Here is a 13,156-nt window from a genome sequence, read left to right as displayed (position 1 = left end):
GTCTGCGGGTCGGGGGCCGGGCGCTCATCGACCGGGTGCTCACGGCTTGCGCGGGCGCCGGCACCACCGTCGTGGTGGCCGGCCGGCGGCCCACCGCACGACCGGTGCGCTGGACGCGCGAGGAGCCGCCCGGCGCCGGACCGGTCGCCGCGCTGGACGCCGGCTTGCGGCTCACCACCGCCGAGCACACCGTCGTCCTCTCCGCCGACCTGCCCTTTCTCCAGCCGGCCACACTGCGGCGCCTGTTGACGGCCCTGCGCGAGACCGGAGGCGACGGCGCGCTGCTCACCGACGCCGACGGCCGTGACCAGCCGCTCGTGGCCGCCTACCGCACCGCCGCGCTCCGACGCGAGCTGGCCGCCCTCGCCGCCGGGCCCGACGGCCTGACCGGACTGCCCCTGCGCCGGCTGACCGGCGCCCTCAGTCTCACCCGCGTCCCGGACCCGCTCGCGTCCTTCGACTGCGACACCTGGGACGACCTCGTCAGCGCCAGGGCACGCATCAGGGAGCATGGGCACGTGTTGGATGAATGGATCTCCGCAGTCAAGAACGAGCTGGGCATCGACCTGGACGTCGACACCGGCGCGCTGCTCGACCTGGCACGTGACGCCGCACACGGCGTGGCCCGGCCCGCCGCCCCGCTGACCACCTTCCTCGTCGGCTATGCCGCGGCGCAGGGCAAGGGAGGCCCCGAGGCGGTCGCCGAGGCCACCCGCAAGGCGGCCGCGCTCGCGCTGCGCTGGGAGGAAGAGAACAACGGGGGCGGGAAAGAGAACAGCGGGAAAGAGAGCAGCGGGGGCCCGAGCGCCCCGGACGCCGGATGACCGCCCCCGGAACCCGGGCCGCAGCGCCCGCCGAGGACAGCGACGACCTCGACGTCGAGGAGGCCCTGGCCCTCGTGAGGGAAGCCAACGACGACCAACCGGGACAGGTGCCCGCACCGGCGCCCGAAGCACACGGTGAGGAGCACCGGGCCGTCCCATGGCGCCAGGCCCGTGAGATCGCCGCCCGCGCCGCCCGCACCCGCGTCCGTCGTGCCCCCGTCACCGTGCCGCTCGGCGACGCCCTCGGTCTCGTCCTGGCCGCCCCTCTCGACGCGCTGACCGACCTGCCCTCCTTCGACACCTCCGCGATGGACGGCTGGGCGGTCGCCGGGCCCGGCCCCTGGGACGTACGGGACGAGGGCGTGCTCGCCGGACACGCACAGCCGGAGCCGCTCACCGACGGCGAAGCGGTCCGCATCGCCACCGGCGCCCGCATCCCCGCCGACACCACTGCCGTGCTGCGCAGTGAGCACGGCCGCACCGATGCACAGGGCCGGCTCCACACCACCCGGGAGCTGGCACAAGGCCAGGACATCCGCCCACGTGCCCAGGAGTGCCGAGGTGGTGACCAGTTGCTGCCCATCGGCACCGTGGTCACCCCCGCCGTCCTGGGTCTCGCCGCGGCGGCCGGATACGACAGCGTCACCGCCGTACCGCGGCCACGCGCCGAAGTCCTCGTCCTCGGCGACGAATTGCTGACCGAGGGCCTGCCGCACGACGGGCTGATCCGGGACGCGCTCGGCCCCATGCTGCCGCCCTGGCTGCGCGCGCTCGGCGCCGAGGTCGTCGCCGTGCGCCGGATCGGCGACGACGCCGAGGCTCTGCACCAGGCCGTCACCGGCTCCGAAGCCGACCTCGTCGTCACCACCGGCGGCACCGCGGGCGGACCCGTCGACCATGTCCATCCCGTCCTGGAACGCATCGGCGCCGAACTCCTCGTCGACGGCGTCGAGGTGCGTCCCGGCCACCCCATGCTGCTCGCCCGTACCAAGGACGCCCAGCACGTCGTCGGCCTGCCCGGCAACCCCCTCGCCGCCGTCTCGGGTCTGCTCACGCTCGCCGAGCCGCTGCTGCGCACCCTGGCCGCCCACCCGGCCCCCGAGCCATACACGCTGCCGCTCAAGGAGGCGATCCAGGGACACCCGCACGACACCCGGCTTGTCCCGGTGGTACTGCGCGGCGACCGTGCCGCGCCGCTGCACTACAACGGTCCGGCCATGCTCCGCGGGATCGCCGCCGCCGACGCGCTCGCCGTCGTACCGCCCGGCGGGGCCGGGCAGGGTGAGGAGACCGAGCTGCTGGACCTGCCGTGGGCGGCCGCGGGGATCGGGGTGTGTTTCACGTGAAACTTCCGGGCCATGACGCCATCGCCCGCCAGGCGGGCGACCATCTGGTGACCCATCGGGTGAAACTCCCGAAGAAAGTGGTGGAGCGCCCGATCCGCCAGGTCGTCAAACGGCTGCTCATGGCCCTGCTCGTGCTGGTCGCCACCGCACTGGTCGTCTATGCCGACCACGACGGCTACCACGACAACGCGGATGACTCGGTCGATCTGCTCGACGCCTTCTACTACGCCACTGTGACGCTCTCCACCACCGGATACGGCGACATCACCCCGGTCAGCGACGGCGCCCGGCTCACCAACATCTTCGTCATCACACCCCTGCGCGTGCTGTTCCTGATCATCCTGGTCGGCACCACACTGGAGGTCCTCACCGAACGCACCCGGGAGGAATGGCGCCTGAACCGCTGGAGGTCGGCCTTGCGTGACCACACCGTCGTCATCGGCTTCGGCACCAAGGGGCGGTCCGCGATCCAGACCGTCTGTGCGACGGGGCTGAAGCAGGAGCAGGTGGTCGTGGTCGACCCGAGCGCCAAGGCCGTCGACGCGGCCACTGCCGAGGGCTATGCGGGGGTCATGGGCGATGCCACCCGCAGTGACGTGCTCAAACGGGCCGAACTGCACAAGGCCCGCCAGATCATCATCGCTCCCCAGCGCGACGACACCGCTGTCCTCGTCACGCTCACGGCCCGGCAGCTCAACCGGAGCGCGAAGATCGTGGCCGCCGTGCGCGAGGAGGAGAACGCGCCGCTGCTCAAGCAGTCCGGGGCCGACGCCGTCATCACCAGCGCCAGCGCGGCCGGCCGGCTGCTCGGCCTCTCCGTGCTCAGCCCCGCCGCCGGCATGGTCATGGAAGACCTGATCCAGCAGGGCAGCGGGCTGGGCCTTGTGGAACGCCCGGTGGTCCGCGCCGAGGTGGGCAAGCGGACGCGCGAGACCGACGACCTCGTGGTGAGCGTCGTACGTGGGCATCGGGTGCTCGGTTACGACGACCCGGCCGTCGGCACCCTCCAGTTGACCGACCGGCTCATCACGATCGTCCGCGCGTCCCACGGCGCCCAGGTCACCCTGGACAACCGGCCGTTGCCCCGCGACTGACGCGGCGTCCGGAAATCTGGGGTGAGCGGGTCTGCCCCAGACCCGTCATCTGCGGGGAGTAGCGTCACGGGCATGCATGCGATCACGATTCCCGAACCTGGTGGTCCCGAGGCGCTGGTGTGGGCGGAGGTTCCCGATCCGGTGCCCGGCGAGGGCGAGGTGCTGGTCGAGGTGGTGGCCAGCGCCGTCAACCGTGCCGACATCCTGCAGCGGCAGGGCTTCTACAACCCGCCGCCCGGCGCTTCCCCCTACCCCGGCCTGGAGTGTTCCGGCAGGATCGCCGCACTCGGCCCCGGGGTCTCCGGCTGGGCCGTCGGCGACGAGGTGTGCGCGCTGCTCGCGGGCGGCGGGTACGCCGAGAAGGTCGTCGTAGCGGCCGGGCAGTTGCTGCCCGTGCCCGAGGGCGTCGATCTGAAGCAGGCGGCCGCGCTGCCCGAGGTGGTGTGCACGGTCTGGTCCAACGTGTTCATGATCGCCCACCTGAGGCCCGGCGAGACGCTGCTCGTGCACGGGGGGTCCAGCGGCATCGGCACCATGGCGATCCAGCTCGCCAAGGCCGTCGGGGCCAAAGTCGCGGTGACGGCCGGCACGAAGGAGAAGCTGGAGCGCTGTGCCGAGCTGGGCGCGGACATCCTCATCAACTACCGCGAGCAGGACTTCGTCGCCGAGATCAAGCAGGGCACCGGAGGTGCGGGAGCCGATGTGATCCTCGACAACATGGGGGCGAAGTACCTGGACCGCAACATCCAGGCGCTCGCCGTCAGCGGGCGTCTCGCGATCATCGGAATGCAGGGCGGGGCCAAGGGCGAGCTGAACATCGGCACGCTGCTCGGCAAGCGGGCCGCGATCAGTGCGACCTCGCTGCGGGCACGGCCGCTGAGCGAGAAGGCGACGATCGTGGCGGCGGTGCGGGAGCATGTGTGGCCGCTGCTGGCCGGGGGGCATGTACGGCCGGTTGTGGACCGGGAGCTGCCGATGGCCGAGGCGGCCGAGGGGCATCGGGTGGTGGAGGCGAGCGGGCATGTGGGCAAGGTGCTGCTGGTGGCGCCGTAACGCCACAGTGGCGGTGCCCTGTGCTGTGGCTGGGCCCGGGGGCTTGCAGGCGCGTGCAGAGGGCCGCTTCTGTGGGACGGGCGCCGCCTGGGGGTCCCCCAGGCCCTTAAGGCACTGGGGTGGCACGACTGCCCGCAGCTGCGCAGGCTGCACGACGGCCGCTGCGGTTGCCGTTGTCAGTCTTTGCGGAGTTTCAAGCCCAGGAAGGCCAGGGCCAGGCCGAGGCCGATGAGGACCAGGCCGGTGCCCAGCGGGAGGATCTGCAGGACCGGCTCGGTGGCGGTCTCGCCCTGCCGGCCGCCGTTCCGGGCGGGGGGTTGGAGACCGGCCTGGCCGGGGGCGTCCGAGGGTGTCGGGGTCGCGGACGGGAGGTTCGCGGTCTCCGGCTCCTCCGGTCGGCCGGTGCCCCGAGCCTGGGTGGGTACGGGGTCGTCCTCCCCCTCCACCTCGGCCGCGGGCCCGTCCGGCCGACCCGGCCGCATCCGCCCCTCGCCGGCCCGGCTGCCCGCACGGGTCGGCTCGACGGTCGGCACCGGGCGGTACGAGGCGGAGGCCGAATCGGTGGGTATGGGGGTCAGCGAGGGGCTGGTGGCGGGGGAGTCCCAGGGATCGTGGTCGTGGTTGTGGCCGGGGGCTTGGTCATGGGCGTGATCGGCGGGGTCTGCGGGATCGGGGGCGAGGCCGTCCGGGGGGTCGCGGGGCGTGGCCTCGGCGTGGTCCGGGGGGTCCGGGCGGTGCAGGTGTTTCGGCTCGGCTCGGCTTCCGCGGGCGGGGCTTCCCGGGCCGGGGGCGGTGGCGTACGCGGTGGCGGTGTCGTACGCGGGCAGGGTCGTTGCGAGGACGAGGAGCAGCCGTATGCAGCGGAGTGTGATGCGCAGCCATGGAGTCACGTCGGTGACCTCCCGGAGCCCGGATGCCGTGATCGATGGATAACCGACGGAAATAAGCCTCACATTCCATGGCGAACAGGGCATTTCAGATTGCGCCGTAGGGTCTAAACGGTGGATCACCCCCATGAGGGGGCACCACGGTGATGAGGTGTACGGGTGCGAGAGAATGGCGGCATGGAGATGCCGAGGAACGAACGGACGACGGAGAATCCCCAGATCCTCGTCGTGGGCCAGGACGGAATGGCCCTCGGCGGTGGGAACGGGGACCAGGACTCCCGCGAGATCCCGGTGACGGAGCAGGTGGAACAGCCGGCCAAGGTCATGCGGATCGGCAGCATGATCAAGCAGCTCCTGGAGGAGGTGCGCGCGGCTCCTCTGGACGAGGCGAGCCGGGTGCGGCTGAAGGAAATCCACGCCAGCTCGGTGAAGGAGCTGGAGGACGGCCTCGCGCCGGAGCTGGTCGAGGAACTGGAGCGGCTCTCCCTGCCGTTCACCGACGAGGCCACCCCGAGCGACGCGGAACTGCGGATCGCGCAGGCGCAGTTGGTGGGCTGGCTGGAAGGCCTCTTCCACGGGATCCAGACCACACTGTTCGCCCAGCAGATGGCCGCGCGGGCCCAGCTGGAGCAGATGCGCCGCGCGCTCCCGCCGGGCGTGACCGGTCACGAGGGCGGCGACGACCACCGTGCCGCCGGCCGCTCGGGCGGGCCGTACCTGTAACCACCTGGCCGTACCTGTAACCAGCGGAGCAACGAACGGAGCCCGGCACGGAATCGTGCCGGGCTTCCTGTTGCCTGCGGAGGTTTCCTGCGGATGCCGATGGAGACGGCCGGTGTCAGGCGGGGTTGCCCGTCGAGACCGTGAGCTCGATCGTTCCCGGGTTCTTCTTGTCGACGGCCGTGCCCTCGGACGGGAACTGGTCCAGGACGGTGTCCTTGCCCCAGGTGTTGTCGTTCTGCGGCGTGATCTTGTACTGCCAGCCCGCGGCCTGGAAACACGCCTTCACGGAGTCGAGGTCCTTGTACCGGAAGTCGGGCAGCTCGATCTTGGTCTCGTCGTCCCAGGACTTCTCCGGCTCCGTGCACTTGGTCTTGTCGATCACCCGGGTCCGGTCCGGCCCGCGGTAGCCCGCGGGCTGGGAGGACGCCGAGGCGCTCGCGCCACCGCCACCGCCGCCCTGGGTGTCACTGCCGCCGTCGCTCATCGTCAACGCGAGGACCAGGGAGACGACCGCGACGAGCGACACCACGACCGAGCCGATGATCACCGGCTTGTTGCTCTTGCCGCCGCCGGCGCCCGGCCCGGGCTGCGGCGTGGCCGGCTGCGGCGCGACCGCGTACGGCGGCGGGGTCTGCACGCCCTGCGGGCCGTAGCCCACCGGAGGCGTCTGATAGCCGCCCTGCTGCGGGTAGCCGTAGGCCGCCGGGGCGGGCGTCTGCGGTGCGCCGTACGGGCCCGGCTGGTACGGCGTCTGGACCGGGCCCGGGGCCGGCTGGGCGGTCTGGTCGACCGGCGGGAACACCGCGGAGCCGACGCCCGAGCCGCTCTGCGTCGGCGCGGCGCCCGGCACGATGCTCGGCGCGGCCGCGTGGAAGGAGGCGGCGACGCGCAGGCACTCGTCGCGCATGGCCTCCGCGGTCGGAAAACGCTCGTTCGGGTTCTTCTTCAGCGCGCGGGCGACCAGTGCGTCCACTGCGGGCGGCAGGGACCGGTTGATCGACGAAGGAGCCACCGGCTCCTCCTGCACATGCGCGTACGCGATCGCGAGCGGTGAGTCCGCGTCGAACGGCAGCCGCCCGGTGACCAGCTGGAACAGCATGATGCCGACCGAGTACAGATCGGAGCGGGCGTCCACGCCACGGCCGAGGGCCTGCTCCGGCGAGAGGTACTGCGGGGTGCCGACGACCATGCCGGTCTGGGTCATCGACGTCACGCCGGACTGCATGGCGCGGGCGATGCCGAAGTCCATGACCTTGACCACGGCGCGCTTGGTCACCATCACGTTGCCCGGCTTGATGTCGCGGTGGACCAGCCCCATCTCGTGGCTGATCTCCAGCGCGGCCAGTACGTCCGCGGTGACCTTCAGCGCCTTGTCCGCGGGCATCGCGCCGTACTGCCGGATGTCCTCCTCGAGGACCGAGCCCAGCGGGCGGCCCTCGATGTACTCCATGACGATGTACGGCGTCGTCAGACCGCCCAGATCGTCCTCGCCGGTGTCGAAGACGGAGACGATGTTGGTGTGCGTGAGCTTGGCCACGGCCTGGGCCTCGCGGCGAAAGCGCTCACGGAAGGCCTGTTCCCGGCCGAGTTCCGTGTGGAGTGTCTTGATCGCGACCTGACGGTCGAGCACGGCGTCGTACGCCAGGTGCACCGAGGCCATGCCGCCCTCGCCGAGCAGGTCCCGCAGCTGGTAGCGACCGCCGGCCAGCGACTGCCCCGTATACCGGCCGTGTGCGCCGTCCTGGCTCATCTCTCCGTGTCCCCCACTGGCCGTCCGGCGTCTTCGCTCATCGCACGGGCCTTGATCGAATGCGTCATTCCCGGCCAAGTCTGCCCCAGGGCACTGACACGTCAAGCTCGGTGCCCGTTCCGTGACCGTACGCGCAAGAAGCGTCGCGCAAGCGTTACAGGGGGCGTACCAGCGGTCCACAGAATTTGCACGACAGCGCGTGCTAGAGGTTTCATGGCCGGTCTGGCTTCGGCCGGTCCCGGTTCCGGTTCCGAACCGGTGGCTCGCGCGGAGGCTGTAGCGTGGCCGACGGAGACCGTAACAACACCGCGCGCACCGCGGGCAGAAACGACGGCGAGGACTGATGGCACAGACGCAGCGCGCCCAGGGCCCGTCCGACCCCGAGGCGACTGGCGGCGGCATGTCGGACGCGCCGGAGATGTGGGGCAACGGAGGGCTCGTCGGCGACGGCCGGTACCGGCTGACCCACCGGCTCGGCCGGGGCGGCATGGCCGAGGTCTTCGCGGCCGAGGACGTCCGGCTGGGCCGTACCGTCGCGGTCAAACTGCTCCGTGCGGACCTCGCCGAGGACCCCGTCTCCAAGGCACGCTTCACGCGTGAGGCACAGTCGGTCGCCGGCCTCAACCACCACGCGATCGTCGCCGTGTACGACTCCGGCGAGGACTTCGTCGGCGGCCAGTCCGTGCCGTACATCGTGATGGAGCTGGTCGAGGGCCGCACCATCCGCGATCTGCTGATCAACGCCGAGGCGCCCGGCCCCGAGCAGGCCCTGATCATCGTCTCCGGCGTGCTGGAGGCACTCGCCTACTCGCACCAGCACGGCATCGTGCACCGCGACATCAAGCCCGCCAACGTGATCATCACCAACAGCGGTGCCGTCAAGGTGATGGACTTCGGCATCGCCCGCGCCCTGCACGGCGCCTCGACAACGATGACGCAGACCGGCATGGTCATGGGCACGCCGCAGTACCTCTCCCCGGAGCAGGCGCTCGGCAAGGCCGTGGACCACCGCTCCGACCTGTACGCGACCGGCTGCCTGCTGTACGAACTCCTCGCGCTGCGGCCCCCGTTCACCGGTGAGACCCCGCTGTCGGTCGTCTACCAGCACGTCCAGGACATCCCGACCCCGCCCTCCGAGTTCTCCGACGGCTGCCCGCCGGAGCTGGACGGCATGGTCATGCGCTCGCTCGCCAAGGAGCCGGACGACCGGTTCCAGACGGCCGAGGAGATGCGCGGCATGGTCCAGTACGGCCTGCAGATGCTGTACGAGCAGGGCGGCCACACCGGCACCTGGAACACCGGCCCGGTGGCCGCGCACGACGGCCGGCACACCCCGGCGGGCGGTTTCACGGGGACGACCGCGATGCAGCACCCGGGCGAGTACGGCGCCGGGACCGCGCAGATCCCGCAGTCGATCCTGCCGTCCGGTTACGGCAACGGCGACGACGGCGGTTTCGAGGGGCACGGCAACAAGGGCAGCGGCCGCGGCAAGCTGTGGATCCTCGCCGTTCTCGCGGTCATCGCGATCGCGGCGGGTGTCGCGCTGGCCCTCAAGGGCACGGGCGGCGGCACCGGCACCGGATCCGACACCAAGCCGCCGACGACCAGCTCGCAGTCCACGAAGGACGACTCGAATTCCCCGAGCCCGTCGGACAACACCACCGACCAGCCTTCGGACACCGCGACCGGCAACGGCTCGGGCTCGGATTCGGGCGGGTCCGGTTACACGCCGTCGGACCCGCAGACCTCGCCGTCGCAGTCCACAGGTCCGACCGACCAGCCGTCGGACCCGCAGCCCTCGCCGTCGCAGTCCTCGGACCCCACGAGCGGGGGCACGGACGCGGGCACCACGGACGGCGGCACGGACGCGGGCACCACGGACGGCGGTACGGACACCGGCACGACGAACGGCGGCACGAACGCGGGCACCACGAACGCCGGCACCAACGCGGGCACCGCGGCCGGTGCCACGGGTGCCCCGACCGGCTGAAGGACACCCACGCGCCGGTGACGGCCTCTCCCTGAGCCGATCCGCCGGCGCTCACTGTGCGAACGCGTCGCACACCGCGTCGTACTCGCGTGTCCACCACACCACGAGCGCCGACGCGGCCGGGAACTGGCAGTCCGCGCGAGTGTCACCGCGCTCGTAGTGCCAGCGCAGCATCCAGAAGTCGTTCAGGCGCTCCCACCACACCCGGTGCACGGCCGCCGCCAGCTCGGAGGGCGTGGCACCGGCCGCGCGCCGGTACGCGCGCGCGTAGGCGCGCACTTTCAGCAGGTCCAGGGCGCCCGCGGACCGTACGAAGAAGATCGCGGCGGCGCGTACGGCCTCCTCGGCGCGGGGCTGCACACCCAGCCGGTCCCAGTCCACGATGGCCGCCGGGGTGTCGTCCTTGTAGAGCACGTTGAACGGGTGGAAGTCGCCGTGCACCCAGCCCACCGAGCCGCCGGGCGGCGGGCGCCGGTCCGTGTGCTGCTCCACGAGCGCGCGGCGTTCCAGCAGCCGGTGCCTGGCCAGTACGTCGAAGGCGTCGGCCGGGCGGTGCCGGCGTACATGGGCGAGCAGATCGTCGATGAGGGCGAAGGTGTCGACGGGGTCGGCGCTCTCCACCGGGTGGGGGCTCGTGGCCGGGCGTGTGCGCCCCTTGGGTGGCATCACGCGCTCCAGACAGGCGTGCACGGCGCCCAGGAGCGCCCCCAGGCGCGCGCTTTCCCCGCGCGTGAGCTGGCAGCCGTGACGGTGCCTGCCGTCGATCCAGGGGTGCAGGGCATAGGCGTGGCCGCCGACGACGGCGACCGTACGGCCCTCGCGGTGCGCGATCGGCACGGAGACCGGGACGCCGAGGTCGGCCAGGCGCTGGGTGGCGCGGTGCCGGCGCTCGATGGCGGCCGGGTCGGCGGTGTCGGGGTCGAAGTGATGCTTGAGGAAATAGCGGCCGCGGGTGGTGCACAGCCGGTAGCCGCGGTTCAGCAGACCTTGCTCGACCGGCTCACAGGTGAGGGCGGTACCGGCGGCGTACAGGCGGAGCAGAGCGCCCAGAGGGGGCGCATGGGGTACGAGCGGTGGTACACATGAGCGCGGCACGCCGCAGATGTTAGGGCACGAAAAGTTGCTGTGAGCTGGGGCTTGTCACAGGCAGTCGCGGGCGATCGCTTTCGGTCACAGGGCAGGCCGCACGCGGCAGGCTTTATCAAAGATTTCCGTTTCCGCCGCTCTTTTCCGCCTGCATACGGGCCACATAAGCGGCGGCCTGCGAGCGGCGCTGCATACCGAGTTTGGAAAGCAGACTCGAAACGTAATTCTTGATCGTCTTCTCGGCGAGATGCAAACGCTCGCCGATCTGCCGGTTGGTGAGCCCTTCGCCGATCAGTTCGAGGATTTTCCGCTCCTGCTCGGTGAGCTGCGCGAGCTTGTCGTCCGTCCGCGCGCCGCCGCCGTCGCGCAGCCGCTGCAGCACGCGCGCGGTGGCGACCGGGTCCAGCAAGGACTTCCCGGCGGCCACGTCCCGTACCGCCTGCAGCAGTTCATTGCCGCGGATCGCCTTCAGGACGTACCCCGAGGCACCCGCCATGATCGCGTCGAACAGCGCCTCGTCGTCCGCGAACGAGGTCAGCATCAGGCACCGCACCGTCTCGTCCTGGGAGCGGACCTCCCGGCACACCTCGACCCCGCTGCCGTCCGGCAGCCGCACGTCCAGCACCGCCACGTCGGGGCGGGTGGCCGGAATGCGCACCAGCGCGTCGGCCGCCGTGCCGGCCTCGCCGACCACCTCGATGTCCGGCTCGACGGAGAGCATCTCGTGGACGCCTCGGCGGACCACCTCATGATCGTCGAGGAGAAATACGCTGATTTTTCCTGGTTCGCGCACGAAAGCAGTCTCACACACAAACTCTTCCCGTGACCTGGGTCAGCGGGATAACGTGCGGTTGCTCCGGCCTTTCGCAAGGCTGTGACCAGCGCGCTTCGAGACCTTCTCGATTTACTTGGAAATCCAAGCAAAATCGCAGGTCAGATGAGGTTTCACAGAAATGTGGAGCACTGGGTAACGTGATGGTTGCAGGGCGCTCGCCGGGGCACCTGTCACGCCTGTTCCCGGCCGAGTGGCACCCACCCCGTGCCCGGTGGTCGAAACAGGTGAGCCGCACTGGCCTACCGGCAACCCCGGGGGCCGGAACGACGGAGGAGCACACGTGACCGTGGACAGCAGTGCCGCGCGCAAGCCGCGACGCAGCGCCGCAGGCAAAGCCGGCACCACCGGCAGCAAGACCGGCACCACCGGAACGAAGACCGGCACGGCCGGAAACACGTCCGGAGCCACCGGCACCAAACGCACCACCCGCACCACCCGCGCCGCGGCGAAGAAGAGCACCGAGCCGGAGCTCGTCCAGCTGCTGACGCCCGAGGGCAAGCGGGTCAAGAACGCCGAGTACGACGCATTCGTCGCCGGCGTCACCCCCGAAGACCTGCGCGGGCTGTACCGCGACATGGTGCTCACCCGTCGCTTCGACGCCGAGGCCACCGCCCTGCAGCGCCAGGGCGAGCTGGGCCTGTGGGCCTCTCTGCTCGGGCAGGAGGCAGCCCAGATCGGCTCCGGCCGGGCCCTGCGCGACGACGACTATGTCTTCCCGACCTACCGCGAGCACGGCGTCGCCTGGTGCCGCGGGGTCGACCCGACCAATCTGCTCGGCATGTTCCGCGGCGTGAACAACGGCGGCTGGGACCCGAACAGCAACAACTTCCACCTGTACACGATCGTCATCGGCTCCCAGACGCTGCACGCCACCGGCTACGCGATGGGCATCGCCAAGGACGGCGCGGACAGCGCGGTGATCGCCTACTTCGGCGACGGCGCGAGCAGCCAGGGCGACGTCGCCGAGTCGTTCACCTTCTCCGCGGTCTACAACGCCCCCGTGGTGTTCTTCTGCCAGAACAACCAGTGGGCGATCTCCGAGCCGACCGAGAAGCAGAGCCGGGTACCGCTTTACCAGCGCGCCCAGGGCTTCGGCTTCCCCGGCGTCCGCGTGGACGGCAACGACGTGCTGGCCTGCCTGGCGGTCACCCGCTGGGCGCTGGAGCGCGCCCGCAATGGCGAGGGCCCGACCCTGGTCGAGGCGTACACGTACCGCATGGGCGCCCACACCACCTCCGACGACCCCACCCGCTACCGGGGCGACGACGAGCGCGCCGCCTGGGAGGCCAAGGACCCGATCCTGCGCCTTCGCCGGTACCTGGAGGCCTCAAACCACACGGACGACGGATTCTTCGCGGAACTCGAGGCCGAGTCCGAGGCGTTGGGCAAACGAGTGCGCGAAGTGGTCCGTGCGATGCCCGACCCGGATCATTTCGCGATCTTCGAGAACGCGTATGCGGACGGGCATGCGCTCGTCGACGAGGAGCGCGCTCAGTTCGCCGCCTACCAGGCGACGTTCGCGACCGGGTCCGACAGCGGCTTCGCCGCGGGTGAAGGGGGTCACTGAC

Annotated in this window: 11 protein-coding genes; 7 read left to right on the top strand and 4 right to left on the bottom strand. The window is 71.2% G+C overall.

The features are described from left to right. The 4 genes from M878_RS69580 to M878_RS69565 all read left to right on the top strand — a co-directional run. A partial coding sequence (locus M878_RS69580) for a DUF6457 domain-containing protein (protein ID WP_023548364.1) occupies window positions 1-824 on the top strand: 824 nt, incomplete at its 5' end. After that, complete coding sequence (locus M878_RS69575; protein WP_023548362.1) at window positions 821-2,170, top strand: molybdopterin molybdotransferase MoeA; 1,350 nt, start codon at window positions 821-823, stop codon at window positions 2,168-2,170. The genes M878_RS69580 and M878_RS69575, both read left to right, overlap by 4 nt. Beyond that, window positions 2,167-3,264, top strand: coding sequence for a potassium channel family protein (locus M878_RS69570; RefSeq protein ID WP_031225336.1), 1,098 nt, complete (start codon window positions 2,167-2,169; stop codon window positions 3,262-3,264). The genes M878_RS69575 and M878_RS69570 overlap by 4 nt, the downstream gene beginning before the upstream one ends. Window positions 3,265-3,336: 72 nt before the next feature. Beyond that, a complete protein-coding gene (locus M878_RS69565) occupies window positions 3,337-4,317 on the top strand; it encodes an NAD(P)H-quinone oxidoreductase (RefSeq protein WP_023548359.1) in 981 nt (326 codons plus the stop codon). A gap of 176 nt (window positions 4,318-4,493) precedes the next feature. Here the strand turns inward: M878_RS69565 and M878_RS69560 are convergent, their stop codons facing one another. Then, window positions 4,494-5,207 carry a hypothetical protein gene (locus tag M878_RS69560; protein WP_023548357.1) on the bottom strand — a complete coding sequence of 238 codons (714 nt, stop codon included), beginning with the start codon at window positions 5,205-5,207 and terminating at the stop codon, window positions 4,494-4,496. A 174-nt stretch (window positions 5,208-5,381) separates the two neighbouring features. Between M878_RS69560 and M878_RS69555 the strand changes: the two genes are divergently transcribed. Further along, on the top strand, window positions 5,382-5,927 hold the full coding sequence (locus M878_RS69555; RefSeq protein ID WP_023548355.1) for a bacterial proteasome activator family protein: 546 nt from the start codon (window positions 5,382-5,384) through the stop codon (window positions 5,925-5,927). A 115-nt stretch (window positions 5,928-6,042) separates the two neighbouring features. Here the strand turns inward: M878_RS69555 and M878_RS69550 are convergent, their stop codons facing one another. Next, window positions 6,043-7,677 carry a Stk1 family PASTA domain-containing Ser/Thr kinase gene (locus M878_RS69550; protein WP_023548353.1) on the bottom strand — a complete coding sequence of 545 codons (1,635 nt, stop codon included), beginning with the start codon at window positions 7,675-7,677 and terminating at the stop codon, window positions 6,043-6,045. A 343-nt stretch (window positions 7,678-8,020) separates the two neighbouring features. Between M878_RS69550 and M878_RS69545 the strand changes: the two genes are divergently transcribed. Next, the gene (locus M878_RS69545) at window positions 8,021-9,667 is read left to right on the top strand and encodes a protein kinase domain-containing protein (RefSeq protein ID WP_023548351.1); all 1,647 of its coding nucleotides are present in this window, start codon (window positions 8,021-8,023) and stop codon (window positions 9,665-9,667) included. Window positions 9,668-9,718: 51 nt separating this feature from the next. Here M878_RS69545 and M878_RS69540 read toward each other — a convergent pair whose 3' ends face one another. Together M878_RS69540 and M878_RS69535 are read right to left on the bottom strand one after the other, a co-directional pair. Beyond that, window positions 9,719-10,762 carry a phosphotransferase gene (locus M878_RS69540; protein WP_023548349.1) on the bottom strand — a complete coding sequence of 348 codons (1,044 nt, stop codon included), beginning with the start codon at window positions 10,760-10,762 and terminating at the stop codon, window positions 9,719-9,721. 106 nt (window positions 10,763-10,868) lie between these two features. Continuing rightward, complete coding sequence (locus M878_RS69535) at window positions 10,869-11,546, bottom strand: response regulator (RefSeq protein WP_031225334.1); 678 nt, start codon at window positions 11,544-11,546, stop codon at window positions 10,869-10,871. 322 nt (window positions 11,547-11,868) lie between these two features. Between M878_RS69535 and pdhA the strand changes: the two genes are divergently transcribed. Then, window positions 11,869-13,155 carry a pyruvate dehydrogenase (acetyl-transferring) E1 component subunit alpha gene (gene pdhA / locus M878_RS69530; RefSeq protein WP_023548343.1) on the top strand — a complete coding sequence of 429 codons (1,287 nt, stop codon included), beginning with the start codon at window positions 11,869-11,871 and terminating at the stop codon, window positions 13,153-13,155. The last annotated feature ends 1 nt before the right edge of the window (window position 13,156 follow it).

Source organism: Streptomyces roseochromogenus subsp. oscitans DS 12.976, from assembly GCF_000497445.1.
GTDB lineage: Bacteria > Actinomycetota > Actinomycetes > Streptomycetales > Streptomycetaceae > Streptomyces > Streptomyces oscitans.
Note: the sequence above shows the minus strand (reverse complement) of the source record. Positions and strands in the feature narration are given on the sequence as shown.